We start from the raw sequence: 19,437 nt of genomic DNA on the forward strand, positions 1-19,437 counted from the left end.
AGCGCGATGACCGCCGCACGCAAGAACGCCCCTTCCGCGAGGCGGGACGGGGAGGTCGCCGCGCGGTACCGCGAACTGGTCGAGATGTCGCCGGACGCGATCCTCCTCGCGGAGGACGGCGTGATGCGCTTCGCCAATCCCGTCGGGCTCGCGCTGCTGCGCGCGTCGTGCGCCGAGGAGGTCGCTGGCCGACCGATCGAGGCGCTCCTGCGGCACGAGGACGGGACCAGGCCACCGGCATGGCTTGCCGGTCTGCTGCGCGAGGCCGGATCGGCGTCGGGCGAGGCCATCCTGCATCCGCTCGACGGCGGCGAAGTGCCCGTCGAGGTGCGGGCCCGCTCCTATCTCGACCATGGCAGGATGGTCGTGCTGGCCTTTTGCCGCGAGACGCCCGCCGGCGCACAAGCCGGGGAGACCGACCCGGAATTGCGCGAGAGCCTGGCGCGCTTCCATGCGATCGCCCGCGCCACCGGCGACGTGGTGTGGGATTGGGACCTCGCCACGGACAGCCTCTGGTGGAACGACAATTTCCAGTTCCTGTTCGGATACGCCGCCAGGGAGATCGAGCCGACCATCGAATCCTGGACCAACCGGATCCACCCCGACGACCATGACCGCGTGATCGCGAAGATCCACGCCGCGATCGATGGCGGGCGAAGGACGTGGAGCGACGAATATCGCTTCCGCCGCAAGAACGGCAGCTATGCCGAGATATTCGACAGGGGTCAGGTGCTGCGCGATCCGTCGGGGCGCGGCGCGCGCATGGTCGGCATGATGCAGGACATCACCGGGCGCAAGCAGACCGAAGACGCGCTTCGGGAGAAATCGGCGCTGCTGGAGGCGGTGGTCGAAAGCGCGGGCACCGGTATATTGGTGGTCAATCCCGACGGCCAGAAGCTGGTCCACAACCAGCGGCTGTACGAGCTGTTCCGGATACCATCGGAGATCGCCGACGACCCGCGGGTGGCACCCCAGTTCGAATTCGCGACCACCCAGGCCAAGGACCCGGCCGCCTGGATCGGCATGGCGGCGTCGCTCGCCTCACGCCCCGAGGCGATCGAGCGCTTCGAGATCGAGCTGATCGATGGACGGATATTGGACAGCTATACCGCGCCCGTGCACGACAAGGAGGGGCGTCGCTACGGACGGGCCTGGATCTTCGAGGACATCACCGAGCGGCGCCGCGACATCCACCGGCTGCGCCAGGCCGAGCGGGTGGAGGCTGTCGGCAGCTTCGCCGCCGGCATTGCGCATGACCTGGGCAACATGCTCGTGCCGATCATGGTCACGGCCGAACGGATTTCCGGCGGGGTCGCCGATCCGGAAGGCAAGGCCCGGATCATCCTGAGCGCGGCCGACCAGGCCAAGACGCTGGTCGAGCAGATATTGGAGTTCACCGGCCAGCGGCGCGCCGTCCGGGAACCGATCGACCTGCGCACGCCGGTATCGCGGGCGATCGAGCTGCTGGGCTCCACCCTGCCCGAAGGAGTCGTCGTCGAGCGGCAGCTTCCGGACCGGCCTGCGACGGTGTCCGGTGATGCGACGCAGCTCCTGCGGCTGACGCTCAACCTGTGCAGGAACGCGATCCAGGCGATGGGCGACACCCCGTCGGACCGACCGGCGCGGCTGATCGTCCGCGTCGAGGAGGGACATGCCGACGCGGCCTTCGCCCACGCGCATCCGCCGCTGCCGGCAGGACCCGCCATGATCCTCAGCGTCGAGGACAACGGTCCCGGCATGGACGCCGCCACGCTGGAACGGATATTCGAACCCTTCTTCTCCACCAAGGGTTCGAGAGGAACCGGGCTGGGCCTCGCGCTCGTCCAGAGCATCGCGGCGCAGCATGAGGGCGCCGTCACCGTCGATACGATACCGGGGAAGGGCGCGACCTTCCGCATATGGCTGCCGAAGGCGCAACCGGCGGTCGCGGCGGAGCCGACCTCGCCACCGCCGCGGACCGGCGCGGCCAGGAATATCCTGGTCGTCGACGACCGCCCCGAGATCGCCAAGACGCTCGTAGAGCTGCTCGAGGCAGACGGACACAGCGCCGAGGCGATCGAGGACCCGTTCGCGGCGCGCGACCGGATCGCCATGCTGCCAGGCCGTTTCGACCTGGTCATCACCGATTATCATATGCCGGGCATGACCGGCGCCGAGCTGGTCGCCGGCGTCCGCTTCGCCTGTCCGGACCTGCCCTTCATCCTGACCAGCGGCCAGATGCCGCCGATCGACCCCGAGCTGGCCGCGAGCTTCGTCGCCTTCCTTCCCAAGCCGTTCACGGCGAAAACGGTGCAAGAGGCCTGCGCGGCCGCGATCGACGGTCAGGCCTCGATCGCGGCCGCGAAGGCGGCGGGGGCGTCGATCATCACGAAATGCCCGCATCCCCCGAGCTCTTCGTAACGGGCGTCGGGCTGGATCGCCTTCCATCGGTCTAGCTCCTGCACGGTCGGGCCGGCCGCGCCCATCACGATGGTGAGGGGGACATGGAGCGCCGCGAGCGCGGCCTGGGCGTCGAAGTCCCGGACCGACCAGGCGATGCTGACGACGGTCCAGCTCCCCGCCTTGTTGCGGTCGATGTTCCAGCGCTGGTGCTGCGCCGGGGTCAGCGCACGGAAGCGTCGGGCGGCGTCGTCGAAGCTGGTGGTGGGGATGGCGCACATCGCCTCGAAGGCGGGCCAGTTCTCCGCATACCAGGCCGGCGACCGCAGCGGCGACTCCGCGAGGACCGCACGCGCGACCCGCTCGGGCCAGCGCCGCGCGAAATCCATCGCGATATAGCCGCCGATCGAGACGCCGACGAGGATCGCCCGTTCGATGCCCAGCGCGTCGAGGAAGGCGCGCAGGTCGTCGGCATATCGCTCGATGCTCCGCTGTCGCCACAGCGGATCGGAATCGCCGTGGCCCGGCATGTCCCAGGCGATCACGCGGTGGCGATCGGCGAGCAGCGGCACGACGTCCTCGAACTCATGTGCCGAGGCGCCGCCGGTGTGAAGCAGCACCAGCGGTGCCCCCTCCCCGGCCCCGGCCTCGAGATAATGGAGACGCTCCCCGTCGAGCTGGACGAAGCGATCGGCGGCGGCGGTCATGCGAACATCTCCTCGATCGCGCGAGCCACGGCCTCGGGATCGTCGCTATGGGGGAAGTGGCCGCTGTCGGCGACCAGCCGCAGGACGGCAGCGGGGTTTAGCGAGGGCAGCAGGGTCGCCGCCTCCGGCGCGACCCCGCCATCGCCGTTGACGAAGAGCGCGGGCACGGCAAGCGCGCGGATGCGTGGCTGGACGCGATCGGCATCGTCGCGGCCGGCCCAGAGCAGGTCCATCATCGCATGGCCGCCGGCCTTGTGCCGGTCGATCGCCAGCCGCGCCGCCAGCTCGGGCGTCCAGGTGCGGAAGCGCGCGCGGGCGCGCTCCTCGGGCTCCTCGGGGCAGCCGAACATGGTCTCGATCATGCCCCAGTTGCGCGCCCACCACGTCCCGTCGCGCGTCAGCGGCAGCTCGATCGGGACGATCCCGCCGAGCTCGGCCGCGCGGGGGCTCCCGGTGGCGGCGAGCGCGATCGCCGCGCCGACCGACCCGCCGCCCAATATCGGCCGTTCGCCGAGCGAACAGGCGAGCTCGACCGCCAGATCGGCGAATTGCGGCAGGGTCACATGGCCCTGCGGGCGATCCGAATCGCCATGACCAGGCATGTCCCAGGACAGGACGCGGAACCGGCCGGCCAACCGCTGCGCCAGCGCGTCGAACTCATGGGCCGATCGCCCGGCGCTGTGCATCAGGAACAGCAGCCGCCCCTCGCCGGTCGCGCGGCAATGGACCCGGCCGAAGGGGCCTTGCAGGAAAATATCGTCCATCCTCTCCTCCTGCCCCCGATAGTAGGGATTCCCCGCCGCTCCGGTTTCACATGCGCATGGGACAGGAGCGTCGCACCCGACCGCCTAGAATGGAGGCAGCGAGGACAGGCGGGAGAGAATGATGAGCCTATTGCACAAGCCCGACGGGCGCGGCGTCTATGTCTACGACATGCTGGATGCGCCCTGGACCGAGACGGGCAAGCCGGGCGTCCGGCAGCGCGCGGTGCGGGCCGATCGGGAGAGCGGCCATTTCCTGGGCCTCATCCAGTTCGATCCGATGATCTCGGCCGGCGTCCACCAGCATCTGGGACCGGCGACGAGCCTGATGCTCGGCGGGTCGCTCGCCGACTATCAGGACAATTACGGCCGCGACACGGTGACGATCAACCCGACCGGCACGACCCATGACGCGATCTCCTGGGAAGGCTGCTTCTTCGTCGCCAGGCTCGAAGGGGCGACGGCCTATCTGCCCGACAGCGGCGGCGGCAAGGGCCATGTCGGGGCGGGCATAGCGACCTTCACCAATCCGGCGCCAGAGGTGTTGCCCGCGCTCGACTTCCCGCTGCGCGAGTCGCGGCAATATGCGACCTCCATCCCGCGCCTGTCGCGGCGGATGCTGTTCGACTACCGGATCGAGAAGGAGGACCACCGCTTCGTCGAGCTGACGCTGTGGCCCGACATGCGGATCCCCACCCACCGCGTGTCGGCGCTGACCGAGTGGATGGTGCTGGCCGGCAGCGCGACGGTGAACAACATGACGGTGCCGATCGGCGGCATCGTCGTCATCGAGCCGGGCACCGAGGTGACGATCGAGAGCGCCTTCGGCTGCCGCCTTCTCGCCTGGGCCGACGGACCGATCCTGTGGTCGGGGGGCGAGACGCTTCCCGACATCTACGGCTTCTGATCAGACGGTCACGCGGCGGCGACGGCCGCCGCGTCGACGTCGACGAAGCGGGGCATGATCTCCCGCGCGAAAATCTCCAGCGACTGCGGCGATCCGGTGACGTCGGCCAGCAGCACATAGTCGACACCCTGCCGGCGCAGCGCCTCGATCTTCTCGGCGACCTCGTGCGGATAGCCGATCAGCGCCGCCTCATCGACGGTGAAGGAGGTGTCGGAGAAGGTCGCGAGCTTCTCGTGCGCGAAGGAGGAGGCGCCCGCGCCGGCCTGCGCCTTGAGCTGCGCGACGAGCTTCTGCCGCAGCTCGTGCGCCGCGCGCCATTCCGCATCGTTGCCCACCAGATGCAGCGCGCGGGTGACGCCGACATGAGCCGGATCGAACGTCCTGCCGCATTGCTCCACGGCCTGCCGATAGGTCGCGATCCGCCGGCCGACGATGTCGGGGGTGCCGATCTGGTCAAGCAGCAGGTTGAAGCCGTCGGCACCCGCCCGGCGGATCGAATCGTCGCTGGCCGCGCCCACCCACATCGGCGGGTGCGGGCGCTGGCGGACCGGCGGATCGATGACGACATCGTCGAACTGCCAGAACGCGCCGCGATGGTCGAAGCGATCGCCCCCGGCCCAGCAGCGGCGGAGGAAGGCAAGCGTCTCGGCATAGCGTCGCGTCGCTTCCTCGGGTGTCATCCGGAAGCCGGCGAATTCGTTCGGACGATAGCCGCGCCCCACGCCGAAATCGAAGCGGCCGCCGGAAAGCTGGTCGATCGTCGCGACCTGCTCGGCCAGCAGCACGGGATTGTGCCAGGGCAGCACGACGACGCCGGTGCCGAGCCGGATCCGCTGCGTCCGGGCAGCGAGATAGGCGAGCAGCGAGAGCGCGGACGATATCTGCCCGGTGCCCATGAAGTGATGCTCGACCAGGAAGATGCCGTGATAGCCGAGGCGATCGGCGAGGCATACATAGTCGACATAGGCGTCGAGCCCCTGCATGCTGTCGCTGACCGCACCCGAAGCCGCGACGGACGCGCCGCCGAACAATCCGAATTTCATAGCCGTCTCCTCGCGGGCGGCGCGGGCCTGCTGCCCGCGTCCATGGCTCCGCTTAGGAGGTCGGCCGGCGGTCAGTTATCCCAATTGCTTGCGACAATCGGCATCTTCGAGCGGTTGAAGAAGGCCTGCGCGAATTCGAGATCGGCGGCGAGCGGCCGCCCCTTGAGCCGCGCGCGCGACGCGTTGATCTCCAGCCCGCCGCCGGCGGCCGGCAGGTCCTTGGCGTCCCAGTTGAGCCGCATCAGCGAGTCGATGATGCGGACGAACAGCTCGTTCTGCGAGCTGATCTCTAGCTTCTCGTAGAGCCGCTTGCGGTAGGTCAGAACGCTGTTGACCGAGATGGAGAGGTTCCGCGCGATGCTTTCGGAGGTGTGGCCGGTGAGGATGCCGATGCACACCAGCCGCTCGCGCGGCGTGATCGACTGGAAGGGGGCGGCTTCGGTCAGCACCCGGCCGATCAGGAACTGGTTGGGCCCGCGCAGCGTGTGCATGTAGGAGAAATGCTTGCGGATGTTGGCGGCGATCAGCTCGCCTACCTGGGTCAGCAGCCAGCGCTGCGCACGGGCGAAATGATGGCCGTAGAGCCGGTGCATCTGGACCAGGTAGACGACCTTTTCCTGCATCACCGCGAACAGCACCATGTCGCTGATCCCGGTCGGCGCCAGGAAGCCGCGGTGCAGCCGCTCGTCCCAGTTCCGCCCGCCCTCGAACTCGAACCAGCCGGCCCGGCCCTCGGGCTGCGACCGTATCTGCGGCAGGTTGGGGTCGAGCGCGTAGAGTTCGTCCACATAGGCGGCGGCGGCCTCCGCCGCGGCCTCCGCGCCGATCAGGCCGGTGTTGATGACGACGCGCGGCGCCTCCTGCTCGGCGAAGGCGAACACCATGACATGGTCGACGTCGCCGACCATCTTGGTGGTGTGGAATAGGGCGTCGCCGAAATCGTCCTCGCCGATCGACAGGATCAGCCTGTCGATCTGCGCCATGGTGGCAAGGTTGTCCAAGGCCATCGCCCTCTCCTCTCGGCTGGCCATGCGGCCGCCGTCATGTGACAGGATCATGGATTTTTGTCCCCTCCGAGGCAATGGCGGAAGGGGCTTTTCGCGTGATTTGTCCCATGTTGCTGTGACAGTCCAGGAGCGACCGGCGGGCACCATACGCCCTGCCGCGATCGTCCGTAGATCGCCGCTCCGGGCCTGTCGCATAGCCATGTGATAAAAGCGGCGGCGGCGCACGCCGATAGAATCCGTCCGACCGAAAAGCGAGAGGATTGCGGCGTGAAGCGACCTGCCCTGTGCATATTCGACCATCTCGACGCGCGCGGCGATCCGCTCGCGGCGCTCTACGAGGATCGGTTGGATTTCGCGCATGCGGCCGAGCGGTTCGGCTTCGCCGCCTATTATGTGGCGGAACATCATTCGACGCCGCTGGGCCATGCGTCGTCGCCCAGCCTGTTCCTCGCCGCGCTTTCCCAGCGCACCAGCCGGATGCGGATCGGATCGATGGTCCATGTGCTGCCCGCCTATGAGCCGCTGCGGCTGGCGGAGGAGATCTGCATGCTCGACCATCTGAGCAACGGCAGGCTCGACATCGGCTTCGGCCGGGGCGCCTCCCCCTATGAGGTCGGGCTGTTCGGGGTCGGGCCGCGCGACGCCAGGGCGATGTTCGAGGAAGGGCTGGAAGTCGTCCGCCAGTTCCTGCGCGGCGGGACGCTGACCCACCGCGGCGAATTCTACACCTATCGCGACGTGCCGGTGACGATGCGGCCGTTGCAGCCGGACGGACCGCCGATGTGGTACGGCGCCTTTTCCGAACGGAACCTCCGCTTCGCGGCCGAGTATGATCTGAACATCACCCTCAACGGGCCGCCGCAGCGGCTGCGCGAGCTGTCTCGCCGATACCGCGAGATCTGGCGCGAGCGCCGGCCCGAGGCGGCGGCCCCCGGCATCGCCAGCATGTACCAGATGTTCGTCGCCCGGGACGACGCGGAGGCCGCGCGGATCGTCGGGCCGGCCTATGCGAAATGGTATGAGAGCATGACCCACCTCTGGCGGTACAACAATGCGATGCCGCGCGAGTCGCTGCCCGCGACGGCCGAGGAGGCGCAGCGGGCCGGCTCGCTGATCGCGGGAAGCGCGGAGACGGTACGCGGGAAGATGCAGCAGATCCTCGACGCGAGCGGGCTCGACCGGCTGCTGCTGCAATGCAACCTCGGGACGATGCCGCATGCGGCCGCCGTCGAATCGCTCCAGCGCTTCCACGAGGAGGTGGTCCCGCATCTGCAGGTCGCGCCGGGATCGGACAGCCTTCGCGCCGATGCGGCCTGACGCGGTGCTGCCGGCGCGCGCGGACGTGATCATCGTCGGCGGGGGCACCGCCGGCTGCGTGCTGGCGAGCCGGCTCTCCGAGGACCCGCGCGTTTCGGTGCTGCTGGTCGAGGCTGGCCGGGACCATCTGCCGGGGCATGAGCCGGACGACATCATGGACAGTTTCCCACGCGCCGCGACACCCGGCCATCTGTGGCCGGGACTGACCGCCGAGCGGCGTCCCGGCCAGCCGCCGCGCCCGTTCGAGCAGGCCCGCGTCGTCGGCGGCGGATCGAGCGTGATGGGGATGCTGGCGATGCGCGGCCTGCCCGCCGACTATGACGGCTGGGCCGCGGCGGGGGCCGAGGGCTGGGGCTGGGCGGACGTGCTGCCCTATTTCCGCCGGCTGGAACGCGACCTCGATTTCGGCGGCCCCGCGCATGGACGCGAGGGGCCGCTACCGGTCCGCCGCCATCCGCCGGAAAGCTGGCCGCCCTTCTGCCGCGCGGTGACGGCGGCGGCGGCGCGGCAGGGCCTGCCCCTCGCGGGCGACCTGAACGACGACGCGTCGGACGGCATCTACCCGGTGCCGATGAACAACAGCGCGCGGCACCGCGTCTCGGCCGCGACCGCCTATCTCGACGCGGCGGTCCGCACCCGGCCCAACCTGATCATCGCGGCGCGCTGCTCGGTGACGGCGATCCGGCTCCGCGAGCGGCGGGCGGTGGGCGTCGACGTCGTTCGGGACGGCGCGGCTCGCGCGGTCGAGGCGGGCGAGGTGATCCTGTCGGCGGGCGCCATCCATTCGCCCGCGCTGCTGCTCCGCTCGGGCATCGGGCCCGGTCTGGCGATCGACCGTCCCGGCGTCGGCGCCGACCTGCAGAACCATCCCCTGCTGCCGCTGTCGGTGGTGCTGCGCCGCGACGCGGTGCAGCCGCCCGACGTGCGGCCCGCCTTCCAGAACTGCCTGCGCTATTCGTCGGGCCATCCCGGCACGCCGGCGGCGGACATGTTCGTCACCATACTCAACAAGACCGGCCTGCATCCGCTGGGGCGGCGGATCGGCGGGCTGATGCTGGCGGTCTATGGCAGCTTCAGCCGGGGCAGCGTCTCGCTCGACCCGGCCACCGGCACGCCGCGGATCGGCTTCGACCTGCTCGGAGACGAAAGGGACGAGGCCCGGCTCGCGGGCGCGGTGCGTTTCGCCGCCGCGCTGCTGGCGGACGAGGAGGTGCGCCGGACGGCCGACCAGCCCTTCTTCCCGATCAACGGCGCGCTGGTCCAGCGCCTGTCGCGACCGGAGCCGGCGAGCCGGATCGTCAATCGCCTGGCGACGGCGATGCTCGACGCGCCGGCCCTGCTGCGCGGCTGGGCGGTCGGCGTCGCGGGTCCGCCGCTGCGGACGCTGCTGGACGACGAGGAGCGGCTGCACCGCTTCGTGCGCGAAAACGCCGTTCCGACCGGGCATGTCTGCGGGACGTGCCGGATGGGATCGGACGAGGCCGCCGTCGTCGACGGCCGGCTCAGGGTGCGCGGAGTCGCGGGACTGCGCGTCGTCGATGCGTCGGTGATGCCGGCGATCGTCCGGGCGAACACCAATATTCCGGTCGTAATGATCGCCGAGAAGGCGGCCGACATCATCAAGGGCGAGAGGACGTGAAGCGGATGGCCGAAGCAGGGCGGGACGGGGGCGCGCCGCCGACCGTCGAGACGGCGATCGACACGGCGCCGCTCGGCAGGATGCAGATCGGCGTCTTCGTCCTGTGCATCGTCGCGTCGGTTCTCGATGGCTTCGATACGCAGTCGATCGCCTTCGTCGCCCCGGCGATCTCGGCGGACTGGTCGGTCTCGCAGCTCGCCTTCGGCTTCGTCTTCTCCGCGACGTTGCTGGGATCGGTGGTCGGCAGCGCGGCGTTCGGCCTGTTGGCGGACCGGATCGGGCGCCGGCGGCTGATCATCGCCACCACCGCGATGTTCGGCCTGTTCAGCGCGGCCTGCGCGTTGGCGGCGAGCTTCGAGCAATTGCTGCTGTTCCGTTTCCTCGGCGGCCTCGGCATGGGGGGGCTGATCCCGAACATGCTGGCGCTGGCCGCCGAATATGCGCCGCGCCGGATACGGTCGAGGATCGTGACCTTCGTGCTGTGGGGCTTTCCCCTGGGCGCGGTGTTCGGCGGCATGCTCTCGGCGCCGCTGCTCGAACATGCCGGCTGGCGTGCGGTCTTCTGGCTGGGCGCTGTGGCGCCGCTGCTGCTGGCGCTGGCGATGATCCCGCTGATGCCGGAATCGCTGCGCTACCTGAGCCTCGATCCGCGGCGGCGGGACGAGGTCGTCCGGCTGCTCGGCCGCATCGCCCCCGACCAGGCGGACGAGGTGGTGATCGAACGGCCGCGCGCCGAGGCGGGCAAGCCGGGGCTCGCGCAGATCTTCGCCGCCGGACTGGCGCTACCGACCCTAATCCTCGCCATCAGCCTGTTCCTCAGCCTGTTCCTGACCTATGCGCTGATCAACTGGACGCCGACGCTGCTGACCAAGAGCGGGCTGTCGGTCTCGGACGGCATCTTCGGCGCGGTGGCGCTCAACCTCGGCGGCATCGTCGGCAGCTATTTCTTCTCGCAGGGGCTCGACCGCGTGGCGCGGCCGCCGCTGCTGCTCGCCGCCGGCTATGGCGCGGCGGCGGCCGCGATCGCGCTGACCTCGCTCGGCGGCGGCAGCCCGGCGATCGCGCTCAGCCTGCTGCTCCTCTGCGGCCTGTTCCAGATCGGCGCGCAGCTGTCGCTGACCGCCTACACCACCGCGACCTTCCCGGTCCGTCTGCGCGGCACCGGCATCGGCTTCGTCCAGGCGGTCGGGCGGACGGGATCGCTGATCGGCCCGGTCGTCGGCGGGCTGCTGCTATCGCGCGGGGTGGAGCCGGGCGCCTTGCTCCGCCTGTCGGCGATCCCGGCGCTGCTCTGCGCGATCGCGCTGCTGATCCTGGGCTTCGCCCGCCCGCGCCCATCATCGAGGGAGAACCACCAATGACGAAGATCGGCGCGGGCGGCATCGCCCTGACCGGCGAGGAGATCGCCGTCGAGACCGGCGACGGCATCCGCCTGAACGCCATGCTCTATCGCCCGTCGATGGCGGCGAGCGGACCGCGCCCCGCCGTCATCCTCTGCCCCGGCGGCGTCGGCACCGGCATGTTCGAGATCGTCGAATGGCTGGCGGGTCCGCTGCGCGATGCCGGCTTCGTCGCGCTGACGATGAACTGGCGATCGGGCCTGCCCGACCATGATCCCGACGACGTCTCGGCGGGAATCGACTGGCTGCGCGCTCAGCCGGGAGTCGACGGATCGCGGATCGGGGTGATGGGCATGTCGCGCGGCGGCAACGCGGCGCTCCGCGCGACCGCGCGCGACCAGCGGCTCAAGGCCTGCGTGACCTTCGGCGCGGTCACCGACCTGCTCCAGCAGGCGCAGGGCGTGAAGGACTATGCGCCCGGCCGCTACCGGATGTTCCTCGACTGGCTCGGATCGCCGGAGGAGAATGCCGACCGCTATCGCGCCGTCTCCGCCATCACGGAGGCGGCGAAGATCCGCCAGCCGCTGCTGCTGGTCCACGGCCAGCACGACATGCATTCGCCGCCCGAACAGTCGCTATGGATGAACGAGGCGGTGAGGGCCGGCGGCAACGGGGAGAGCCGGGTCGAGATCGTGCCGATGATGTGCCATTATGGCGACGTCATACCGAACCATTTCGGCTTCGACCGGCTGCGGTCGATCATCATCCCCTTCCTGATCGAGCGGCTGTGAGCGCCCCTGCTCGCCTGTCGCTGGACGGCCGGGTCGCGGTGGTGACCGGCGCGGCGCGCGGCATCGGCCGGGCGATCGCGACGCTGTTCCTGGAGCAGGGGGCGACGGTGATCGCGGGCGACGTCGCGCCGGTCGCGATCGACCATCCCAACGTCGTCACATGCCCCTGCGACGTGCGGCGGGAGGAGGATATGGCGGCGCTGATGGCGCGCGCGATCGACGGCCATGGCCGGATCGACTGCCTGGTCAACAACGCCGCGGCGCCGGGCGCGATCGACGGCGTCGCGACGCTGGCGCCGGAACGCTTCGACGAAACCGTCTCGACCGTGCTGCGCAGCGTCTATCTGGGCATGCACTTCGCGCTGCCCGGGTTGCGCCGTTCGGCAGGCGGATCGATCGTCAACCTCGGATCGACCTCCGCACTCGTCGCGGCGCCGGTGCTGCAGGCCTATGGCGCGGCCAAGGCGGCCGTGGCGATGCTGACCCGCAATGCCGCGCTCGAACTCGCGCCGCTCGGCATCAGGGTCAACTGCCTCTGCCCCGGCGGCATCGCGACCGCGATGTACGGCATCGCCGCCGGGCTCGATCCCGAGGCGGCCGAGGCCGCGCGCGACGAGATCGCCGCGAACCTCGCCGCCCTCCAGCCGCTCGGCCGCGCGGGCCGGCCCGAGGAGGTGGCGAGCGCCGCACTGTTCCTGGCGAGCGAGGGGGCAAGCTACGTCACCGGCCAGGTCATCGCCGTCGACGGCGGGATGAGCGTCGGCCGGGCGATGCCGGCCGGCACCGAGCCGCGCGACTTCTTCCGCCGCGTGGCGGGCATCTCCTGAACGATCGAAAGGCAGAAGGCATGGACGCCATTCCCGACATCGTCGACGAAGCCGGCGCGCGCTTCCACCTGGCCGCGCTCTACCGGCTCGTCGACCACCATTTCCCGTCGACGGACGGCATCTACAACCATATCAGCCTGCGGGTGCCGGGCCGCCCCGAGCTGATGCTGATCAAGCGGCACCACCATCTCTACGAGGAGGTGACCGCATCCAATCTGGTCGTAGCGGACATGACCGGGGACCTGGACGAGGGCAGCGACGTCAACCGGCCGGGCTTCGTGCTGCATGGCGCGATCCTGCGCGCGCGGCCGGACCTGAACTGCGTGGTGCACATCCATTCGACCCCCGGCCTGGCGATGAGCGCGCATGGCGGCGGGCTCAGGATGCTGTCGCAGAACGCGCTGCGCTTCTACCGGCGGATCGGCTATCATCCCTATGAGGGGATCACCGACGGCCCGGCCGAGGGTCCGCGCATAGCGGCGGCGCTCGGGGACGACAACATCGCGGTCATCCTGCGCAACCATGGCCTCGCCATCGGCGGGCGCACCCCGCGCGAGGCCTTCGAACGAACCCGCGACCTGATCATCGCCTGCGAGACGCAGCTGATGCTGGAAGCGACGAACGCGGCGATCGTCGAGATACCGGAAGCGGTGTGCGAACGGGTCGCGCGCCAATATGTCGCCCATGACGCCGGGCGCGGAGCGGCCGACTGGCCGGCCTGGATCCGCAGGCTCGACCGGCTGGACCCGGGCTATCGCGACTAGGCGATTGTCATGATTTCGGGGGACGGGCGCCGAGGGGGACAGGGTGTATGCCCCGGACCGGGGCGACCGATCGCCCCCGCACAGGCACAGACCAGAGGCAGGGGATCGATGCGGCTCGTTACATTTGCATATCAGGGCGGAACCGGCTTCGGCTGCGTCGAGGGCGATCGGGTGCTCGATTTCGCGCCGCATGGCGAGGCGCGGAGCCTGCGCGAATGCCTGCCGCTGGGGCTGGACGGATGGCGGCGGCTCGCCGATGCGGCGCGCGGGTCGAGCGACCATGCGCTCGCCGCGGTGCGGCTGATGGCGCCGATCCCGGACGCGCGGAAATTCCTCGCGCTCGGCGGCAATTACGCGTCGCACGCCGCCGAGGCGGAAAAGGCGGGCTTCCGCCGCGGCACCGCGCAGATCTGGTTCAACAAACAGGTGTCGTGCATCAACGGACCCTATGATCCGGTGATCCGGCCGAAGGTCTCGCACCAGCTCGACTATGAGGGCGAGCTGGGCCTGATCATCGGCAAGGACTGCCGCTACAAGGCCGGCGACGCGGTGTGGGATCATATCGCCGGCTATGTCGTCTGCTGCGACTATTCGGTGCGCGACTGGCAGCTGCGGGCGCCGACGCACACGCTCGGCAAGTCGTTCGATACCCATGGTCCGCTGGGTCCGTGGATCGTGACGCGCGACGAGATCGCCGACGTCCATGCGCTCGACCTGCGGCTGACCGTCAACGGCGAGCTGCGGCAGAGCGCGAGCACCGCCGACATGATCCACAAGATCCCGGCGCTGATCGAGGAGTTGTCGACGGCATTCACCCTGCAGGCCGGCGACATCCTGTCAACGGGCACGCCGGCCGGGGTCGGCGGGCTGTTCGATCCGCCCCGCTACCTCGTCCCCGGCGACGTGGTGCGCGTCGAGATCGGATCGATCGGCCATATCGAGAATGTCATCGCCGACGAAGCGGACGCCTGACGACCGATGATCAGGATCGCCGCCAACCTCTCGACCCTGTTCGCCGATCTCCCGATCGAGGCCCGCTTCGAGGCGGCCGCGCGGGCCGGCTTCGCCGCGGTGGAGATGCAGTTCCCCTATGCATGGCCGGCCAGGCACATCGCCGCGCTGCTCGCCGCGAACGGCTTGACGCTCGCGTTGATCAATGCGCCGGCGGGCGACTTCGCCAGGGGCGACCGCGGGCTGGTGCTGGGCGACGAGGACGCCTTCCGCCGCTCGATAGACCAGGCGATCGCCTATGCGCAGGCGACCGATTGCCGGCGGGTCCATGTCCTGATCGGCAATGGCCCGCCCGACGCCGTCGCCGTCCGGCGCCTCCGCGAGGCCGCCCGGCGCTTCTCCGGCCATGGGGTCGCGCTGATGCTCGAGGCACTCAACCCGCTGGACCAGCCCGGCTATGCGTTGCCCGATCTCGCCGCCGCCGACGCGCTGCGGATCGCGATCGGCGAGGCCAATGTCCGGCTCCAGCTCGACGCCTATCACCTGCTGCGCAGCGGCGGCGATCCGCTCGCGGCCTTCGATCGCCTTGGCGGGCATGTCGGCCATATCCAGATCGCCGATCCGAGCGACCGGGGCGAGCCGTCGGAGCCCGTCCTGTTCGACGTCCTCGATACCGTCGCGGCGTCGGGCTGGGACGGCTTCGTCGGCGCCGAATACAACCCGCGCGGCAAGACGGCGGCGGGGCTCGGCTGGGCGCGGCGCTACGGCGTCGTTCCGGGGGAACGGACCGATGGCTGACGTCCGCCATTGCATCACTATTGCCGACCTGCGCGCGATGGCGCGGCGGCGGCTTCCCGAATTCGCCTTCGTGCCGATGGAGACGGGGAGCGGCGACGGATCGGGGCCCGTCCGCAACGTCGAGGCATTCGGGCGCTTCCCGCTGACCGCGCGGGCGCTGGTCGACGTCAGCGCGATCCGGCAGGCGGTGGATATCTTCGGCCAGACCTATGCTTGCCCCTTCGGCATCTCGGCGGTCGGCTACGCCAATAATCTGCGGCCGCATGCCGATCAGATGCTGGCGGAGGCGGCGGCCGAGGCCGGGCTGCCCTTCATGCTGTCGGGCGGCAGCTCGGCCGCGGTCGAGGAGATCGCGCGGATCGCGCCGGGCCATGTCTGGCAGCAGCTCTACAGCGCCCGCGACCCGGCGATCACCGACAGCATCGTCGGCCGCGCCGCGGATGCCGGCGTCGAGGTACTGGTCTACACCGCCGACAGCCCGGTGCCGCCGCGCAACGACTGGCTCGCCCGGACGGGCATCGCGCTGCCGGCGAAGGTGCGATGGAACGCCTGGCCCTATGTGCTGTGGCAGGCGGCGACGCATCCGCGATGGTCGCTGGCGCATGCGGCGCGGGGCGGTCTGCCGCGGATGGAGAGCTGGGCCCGCTATGCGCCGCCGGGCGCGGGCGCGGCGGAGATCGCCCGGACCTTCCAGCGCCACGTCCCCAGCATCCAGACCTGGGACGAGGTCGACCGCATCCGCCGGCTGTGGCGCGGACGGCTCGTCGTCAAGGGGATCGTCCATGGCGATGACGTCCGCCGCGCGCGCGATTGCGGCGCCGACGCGGTCGGCGTCTCCAACCATGGCGGCAACAAGCTGGACGCGATGCCGGCGGCGATCGATTCGCTGTGCGCTCTGGGCGACTCCGGCGGCCAAGGGCTGCCGCTGTTCTTCGACGGCGGCATCCGCAAGGGCGCCCATGTCGTCGTCGCGCTGGCGCTGGGCGCGCGCTTCGCCTTCGCCGGGCGGGCGACGCTCTACGGCGTCGTCGCGGGCGGGACCGCGGGAGCGCTGCGCGCCATCGACATCCTCAAGGAGGAGGTCGCCCGCACCCTGGCGCTGATCGGCTGTCCCGACGTCGCCGAGCTCGGCCGCGGCAATCTTCACCCCGGAGCCCCCGGGCTCCCCCAGCAGGAGAATGCAGGATGATGGGCGTCATAGCGCGCGTGCGAATCCACCGCGACCGGCAGGCCGACTGGGAGCGCATCTTCGCCGAGCGGCGCGAGCGGGTGCTGGCGACCGAAAAGGGCACGCTGGCCTACGACCTCCTCCGCTCGCAGGACGACCCGCTCGTCTACATGGCCGTCGAACGCTTCACCGACCGCGACGCCTATCTCGCCCATCGCGCGGGCAGCGTGGGGCATGAGGAGATGCTGTCCTGCATCGATGGCGATCCCGACATCACCTATCTCGATCCGGTGCCGAACTGCTGGTGAGGAGGCGGGCATGTTGCTCTACCAGGTTGCGAGGGGCGCCAATGTCCGGCGGCTGATCATCTACATGGCGGAGAAGGGCATCGACATTCCGCGCCATGAGGTCGACGTCGCGACGGGGGAGCACAAGAGCCCCGCCTTCCTGGCGATGAATCCCGCCGGCCGCGTACCGGTTCTGGAGACCGACGACGGACGCTTCATCAGCGAGTCCGCAGCCATCATGGAGTATCTCGAGGAGCTCCATCCCGATCCGCCGATGATCGGCACGACGCCCGGGGAGCGCGCGCACGTCCGGGCGGTCGAACGGATCGCCAACGACCTGATCGTGCGCTGCAACCTCTGGTTCCTGCACAGCCACCCGCGCTTCGCGGGCCGGGGCGAGCAGAATCCGGTGGTGGCCGAGGCGGCCCGGCTCTGGGCGGACGAGCTGCTCGTCGCGCTCGATCGCCATGCCGCCGCCCATGCCTTCCTGGCGGCCGACCGGCCGACCATCGCCGACTGCTCGCTGTTCGCGCTGGTCCAGAATTGCCGCCAGCTCTTCGGCATCGCGATCGGCGAGGACCTGGCCGGCATCAACGGCTGGTATGCGCGGTTTCGCGAGCGGCCGAGCGCCGCCTTCTAGGGAGAGTCGGCCATGGACGCGCCGTATCACGTCGACGACTATGAGCGGACCGCGGTCGAGCGGATGAGCCCCGCCGCCCGCGACCTGGCCAATCTCGGCGCCGGCGAAAGCAAGGCGGTCGCCCGGAACCGGGCCGCCTGGGGGCGCTGGGCGCTGCGCCAGCGCGTCCTGCGCGACGTCGGCGGGTGCGACATGGCGATCGACGTCCTCGGCACGCCGGTGTCGATGCCGCTGCTGATCGCGCCGTCGGGGCTGCACGGGCTGGTTCATCCCGATGCCGAGCGGGCGACCGCGCGGGCGGCCGAGGCGGCCGGCACGCTGATGGTGTTGAGCATGAACAGCAGCCTCCCGGTCGAGGAGGTGGCGCGCCATTGCAGCCGGCTCTGGTTCCAGCTCTACTGGGGCGCCGACCGGGGTTTCCTGCGGGAACTCATGGCGCGCGCCGCCGGGGCGGGAGCCCGGGCTCTCTGCCTGACCCTCGACATGCCGGTGCGGCCGTGGCTGCTCGGCCCGATGCGCCGGGCGCTCGCCGAGATCGGCGATGTCGAGCCCGCCCATGGCCTGCCGCGCAGCGGCCATCTGCGCGGCGACGACCGCTGGGACCATGACGCGCGGCTGACATGGGGCGAGCTGTCCTGGCTGCGCGCGGCGAGCCCGCTGCCGATCGTCCTCAAGGGGATCATGACCGCCGAGGACGCGTGCCTGGCATGCGAGCATGGCGCCGACGCGATCATCGTCTCCAACCATGGCGGCCGGGTGCTCGACGAAGGGCTCGCGACGGCCGAGGTACTGCCCGAGATCGTCGCGGCCGTCGCCGGCCGGATCGAGGTCCATGTCGACGGCGGCATCCGCAGCGGGGGCGACATCGCCAAGGCGCTGGCGCTGGGAGCGAGGACCGCGCTGATCGGCCGTCCCGCGCTGTGGGGCATCGCCACGGACGGCGATCGCGGTCTCGGCGCGATGCTCGACCTGCTGCGCGGCGAGCTGCGGTCGGTGATGGGGATGATCGGGGCCGGGTCGATCGCCGGGATCGATCGTTCGTCGATCGCGGAGCGGCCGGTCTTTCCCTGAGAGATCAGGCCGGCTTGCGCCGGTGGGCGTACACGCGCGCCAGATAGTCGATGATATATTGCTCGTAGGTCACCGGCTCGAACATCGCCGGGCGATCGACCGAGACGCAGCTCGGCACCGGCGCCACCACCGCATCGAAATTGGGATTGAAGAAGAGCGGGATCGAGTAGCGCGGTCGCGGCCGGCCGGCGAGGACGCGATGAGGCGTCGACAGGAAGCGCCCGTTGCTGAAGCGCACCAGGCAATTGCCGCCGTTGACGAGGATGTCGCCGCGCCGCACCGGCGCCGGAATCCACTTCTTCGACTGGGTCAGCACTTCCAGGCCGTCTTCCTCGGGTTGCGGCAGCAAGGTCAGGAAGCCCGCATCGTTATGCGGCGCAGCCCCGAACTGGTTCCTGTCGCCGACCAGATCGGCCGGATAATGGCCCAGCCGCACCGGTATGTCAGCCTTGTCGAACAGCGGATCGAAATAGGCGTCGGGCAGGTCGAGCGCGCGCGCGTAGAGCGGCAGCATCCGCCGCCCCAGCGCCTCCATCGCCTGCTGATAGGCGCGGATCGTCTCGCGGAAACCGGGCAGCCCCTCCGGCCATTTGTTGCGCCGGAACGGACGGCCCGCCACCAGCTCGGGATCGTCGTCGGGAAGATCGCGCCGAATCCAGATCGCCTCGCTCAGGTCGGGCTTGTGCGGCGATTTCTCGACCGCGACGTCGCCGTCCTCGATCTGGCTCGACTTCATGGGAGCATAGCCGGTCTGCTGGTCGTCGATCAGCAGCTTCATCCGTTCCTCGGCCGGCAGGGCGTGGAAGCGCGCGGTCTCCGCGAATACGCGGTCGACCAGCTCCTGCGCGATGCCGTGGTTGGTGATGTAGAAGAAGCCGATATGCCGCTGAGCGTGGCTGAGTTCGGCGGCGAGCCGCTCGATCTCGCCGTCGTCGCCGCCCAGATAGCGGCCCAGGTCGAGCACCGGTATCTCCTCGACCGCCGAGCGCTCCCAGCGCCTGGACCGTATGGGGGATACCGGTGTCGCCTGGTCGTTCATC

The 19,437-nt window shown here is 70.1% G+C and carries 19 protein-coding genes; 14 read left to right on the top strand and 5 right to left on the bottom strand.

The window, feature by feature from the left end; all coding sequences use genetic code 11:
* The first annotated feature begins 6 nt into the window (after nucleotides 1–6).
* On the top strand, nucleotides 7–2,400 hold the full coding sequence (locus B5X82_RS19650) for a PAS domain S-box protein (RefSeq protein ID WP_176152629.1): 2,394 nt from the start codon (nucleotides 7–9) through the stop codon (nucleotides 2,398–2,400).
* Here B5X82_RS19650 and B5X82_RS19655 read toward each other — a convergent pair.
* Nucleotides 2,322–3,086 (bottom strand): alpha/beta fold hydrolase, encoded by a 765-nt coding sequence (locus B5X82_RS19655; protein WP_079649874.1) that lies wholly within the window; start codon nucleotides 3,084–3,086, stop codon nucleotides 2,322–2,324. The genes B5X82_RS19650 and B5X82_RS19655 overlap by 79 nt on opposite strands.
* Nucleotides 3,083–3,850 (bottom strand): alpha/beta fold hydrolase, encoded by a 768-nt coding sequence (locus B5X82_RS19660; protein ID WP_079649875.1) that lies wholly within the window; start codon nucleotides 3,848–3,850, stop codon nucleotides 3,083–3,085. The genes B5X82_RS19655 and B5X82_RS19660 overlap by 4 nt, the downstream gene beginning before the upstream one ends.
* 121 nt (nucleotides 3,851–3,971) lie before the next feature.
* On the opposite strand from B5X82_RS19660, the gene B5X82_RS19665 reads away from it, so the two are divergent.
* The gene (locus B5X82_RS19665) at nucleotides 3,972–4,754 is read left to right on the top strand and encodes a cupin domain-containing protein (protein ID WP_235862730.1); all 783 of its coding nucleotides are present in this window, start codon (nucleotides 3,972–3,974) and stop codon (nucleotides 4,752–4,754) included.
* A gap of 8 nt (nucleotides 4,755–4,762) precedes the next feature.
* On the opposite strand, the gene B5X82_RS19670 is transcribed toward B5X82_RS19665, so the two are convergent.
* Both B5X82_RS19670 and B5X82_RS19675 read right to left on the bottom strand, forming a co-directional pair.
* Nucleotides 4,763–5,797: an LLM class flavin-dependent oxidoreductase gene (locus B5X82_RS19670; protein WP_079649877.1), complete on the bottom strand. Its 1,035-nt coding sequence runs from the start codon at nucleotides 5,795–5,797 to the stop codon at nucleotides 4,763–4,765.
* 71 nt (nucleotides 5,798–5,868) lie between these two features.
* A complete protein-coding gene (locus B5X82_RS19675; RefSeq protein WP_079649878.1) occupies nucleotides 5,869–6,804 on the bottom strand; it encodes a helix-turn-helix transcriptional regulator in 936 nt (311 codons plus the stop codon).
* 267 nt (nucleotides 6,805–7,071) lie between these two features.
* On the opposite strand from B5X82_RS19675, the gene B5X82_RS19680 reads away from it, so the two are divergent.
* The 12 genes from B5X82_RS19680 to B5X82_RS19735 all read left to right on the top strand — a co-directional run bounded on the left by B5X82_RS19680 (nucleotide 7,072) and on the right by B5X82_RS19735 (nucleotide 18,397).
* Nucleotides 7,072–8,121 (top strand): LLM class flavin-dependent oxidoreductase, encoded by a 1,050-nt coding sequence (locus tag B5X82_RS19680; protein WP_235862731.1) that lies wholly within the window; start codon nucleotides 7,072–7,074, stop codon nucleotides 8,119–8,121.
* A complete protein-coding gene (locus B5X82_RS19685; RefSeq protein ID WP_079649879.1) occupies nucleotides 8,111–9,760 on the top strand; it encodes a GMC family oxidoreductase in 1,650 nt (549 codons plus the stop codon). Before B5X82_RS19680 ends, B5X82_RS19685 begins: the two co-directional genes overlap by 11 nt.
* Nucleotides 9,761–9,765: 5 nt before the next feature.
* Nucleotides 9,766–11,121 (top strand): MFS transporter, encoded by a 1,356-nt coding sequence (locus tag B5X82_RS19690; protein ID WP_079649880.1) that lies wholly within the window; start codon nucleotides 9,766–9,768, stop codon nucleotides 11,119–11,121.
* A complete protein-coding gene (locus tag B5X82_RS19695; protein WP_079649881.1) occupies nucleotides 11,118–11,891 on the top strand; it encodes an alpha/beta hydrolase family protein in 774 nt (257 codons plus the stop codon). Before B5X82_RS19690 ends, B5X82_RS19695 begins: the two co-directional genes overlap by 4 nt.
* Nucleotides 11,888–12,718, top strand: a complete 831-nt coding sequence (locus B5X82_RS19700) for an SDR family NAD(P)-dependent oxidoreductase (protein ID WP_079649882.1) — start codon at nucleotides 11,888–11,890, stop codon at nucleotides 12,716–12,718. Before B5X82_RS19695 ends, B5X82_RS19700 begins: the two co-directional genes overlap by 4 nt.
* Nucleotides 12,719–12,738: 20 nt before the next feature.
* Complete coding sequence (locus B5X82_RS19705; RefSeq protein WP_079649883.1) at nucleotides 12,739–13,482, top strand: class II aldolase/adducin family protein; 744 nt, start codon at nucleotides 12,739–12,741, stop codon at nucleotides 13,480–13,482.
* A gap of 108 nt (nucleotides 13,483–13,590) precedes the next feature.
* A complete protein-coding gene (locus B5X82_RS19710) occupies nucleotides 13,591–14,454 on the top strand; it encodes a fumarylacetoacetate hydrolase family protein (RefSeq protein ID WP_079649884.1) in 864 nt (287 codons plus the stop codon).
* A 6-nt stretch (nucleotides 14,455–14,460) separates the two neighbouring features.
* Complete coding sequence (locus B5X82_RS19715) at nucleotides 14,461–15,231, top strand: hydroxypyruvate isomerase family protein (protein ID WP_079649885.1); 771 nt, start codon at nucleotides 14,461–14,463, stop codon at nucleotides 15,229–15,231.
* A complete protein-coding gene (locus B5X82_RS19720) occupies nucleotides 15,224–16,420 on the top strand; it encodes an alpha-hydroxy acid oxidase (protein WP_079649886.1) in 1,197 nt (398 codons plus the stop codon). Before B5X82_RS19715 ends, B5X82_RS19720 begins: the two co-directional genes overlap by 8 nt.
* Nucleotides 16,417–16,707, top strand: coding sequence for a putative quinol monooxygenase (locus B5X82_RS19725; RefSeq protein ID WP_079649887.1), 291 nt, complete (start codon nucleotides 16,417–16,419; stop codon nucleotides 16,705–16,707). The genes B5X82_RS19720 and B5X82_RS19725 overlap by 4 nt, the downstream gene beginning before the upstream one ends.
* Nucleotides 16,708–16,717: 10 nt before the next feature.
* The gene (locus B5X82_RS19730; protein ID WP_079649888.1) at nucleotides 16,718–17,326 is read left to right on the top strand and encodes a glutathione S-transferase family protein; all 609 of its coding nucleotides are present in this window, start codon (nucleotides 16,718–16,720) and stop codon (nucleotides 17,324–17,326) included.
* Between the two features lie 12 nt (nucleotides 17,327–17,338).
* A complete protein-coding gene (locus B5X82_RS19735; protein ID WP_079649889.1) occupies nucleotides 17,339–18,397 on the top strand; it encodes an alpha-hydroxy acid oxidase in 1,059 nt (352 codons plus the stop codon).
* A 4-nt stretch (nucleotides 18,398–18,401) separates the two neighbouring features.
* On the opposite strand, the gene B5X82_RS19740 is transcribed toward B5X82_RS19735, so the two are convergent.
* Complete coding sequence (locus tag B5X82_RS19740) at nucleotides 18,402–19,436, bottom strand: isopenicillin N synthase family dioxygenase (protein WP_079649890.1); 1,035 nt, start codon at nucleotides 19,434–19,436, stop codon at nucleotides 18,402–18,404.
* Nucleotide 19,437 lies beyond the last annotated feature (1 nt).

It is taken from the genome of Rhizorhabdus histidinilytica (genome assembly GCF_900167915.1).
Classification (GTDB): Bacteria; Pseudomonadota; Alphaproteobacteria; order Sphingomonadales; family Sphingomonadaceae; genus Rhizorhabdus; species Rhizorhabdus histidinilytica.

What these genes read in the sequence shown, in the direction of transcription:
- B5X82_RS19650 (WP_176152629.1), top strand. Translation starts at nt 7, where the DNA reads ATGACCGCCGCACGCAAGAACGCCCCTTCCGCGAGGCGGGACGGGGAG.
- B5X82_RS19655 (WP_079649874.1), bottom strand. Translation starts at nt 3,086, where the DNA reads ATGACCGCCGCCGCCGATCGCTTCGTCCAGCTCGACGGGGAGCGTCTC.
- B5X82_RS19660 (WP_079649875.1), bottom strand. Translation starts at nt 3,850, where the DNA reads ATGGACGATATTTTCCTGCAAGGCCCCTTCGGCCGGGTCCATTGCCGC.
- B5X82_RS19665 (WP_235862730.1), top strand. Translation starts at nt 3,972, where the DNA reads ATGAGCCTATTGCACAAGCCCGACGGGCGCGGCGTCTATGTCTACGAC.
- B5X82_RS19670 (WP_079649877.1), bottom strand. Translation starts at nt 5,797, where the DNA reads ATGAAATTCGGATTGTTCGGCGGCGCGTCCGTCGCGGCTTCGGGTGCG.
- B5X82_RS19675 (WP_079649878.1), bottom strand. Translation starts at nt 6,804, where the DNA reads ATGGCCTTGGACAACCTTGCCACCATGGCGCAGATCGACAGGCTGATC.
- B5X82_RS19685 (WP_079649879.1), top strand. Translation starts at nt 8,111, where the DNA reads ATGCGGCCTGACGCGGTGCTGCCGGCGCGCGCGGACGTGATCATCGTC.
- B5X82_RS19690 (WP_079649880.1), top strand. Translation starts at nt 9,766, where the DNA reads ATGGCCGAAGCAGGGCGGGACGGGGGCGCGCCGCCGACCGTCGAGACG.
- B5X82_RS19695 (WP_079649881.1), top strand. Translation starts at nt 11,118, where the DNA reads ATGACGAAGATCGGCGCGGGCGGCATCGCCCTGACCGGCGAGGAGATC.
- B5X82_RS19705 (WP_079649883.1), top strand. Translation starts at nt 12,739, where the DNA reads ATGGACGCCATTCCCGACATCGTCGACGAAGCCGGCGCGCGCTTCCAC.
- B5X82_RS19710 (WP_079649884.1), top strand. Translation starts at nt 13,591, where the DNA reads ATGCGGCTCGTTACATTTGCATATCAGGGCGGAACCGGCTTCGGCTGC.
- B5X82_RS19715 (WP_079649885.1), top strand. Translation starts at nt 14,461, where the DNA reads ATGATCAGGATCGCCGCCAACCTCTCGACCCTGTTCGCCGATCTCCCG.
- B5X82_RS19720 (WP_079649886.1), top strand. Translation starts at nt 15,224, where the DNA reads ATGGCTGACGTCCGCCATTGCATCACTATTGCCGACCTGCGCGCGATG.
- B5X82_RS19725 (WP_079649887.1), top strand. Translation starts at nt 16,417, where the DNA reads ATGATGGGCGTCATAGCGCGCGTGCGAATCCACCGCGACCGGCAGGCC.
- B5X82_RS19730 (WP_079649888.1), top strand. Translation starts at nt 16,718, where the DNA reads ATGTTGCTCTACCAGGTTGCGAGGGGCGCCAATGTCCGGCGGCTGATC.
- B5X82_RS19735 (WP_079649889.1), top strand. Translation starts at nt 17,339, where the DNA reads ATGGACGCGCCGTATCACGTCGACGACTATGAGCGGACCGCGGTCGAG.
- B5X82_RS19740 (WP_079649890.1), bottom strand. Translation starts at nt 19,436, where the DNA reads ATGAACGACCAGGCGACACCGGTATCCCCCATACGGTCCAGGCGCTGG.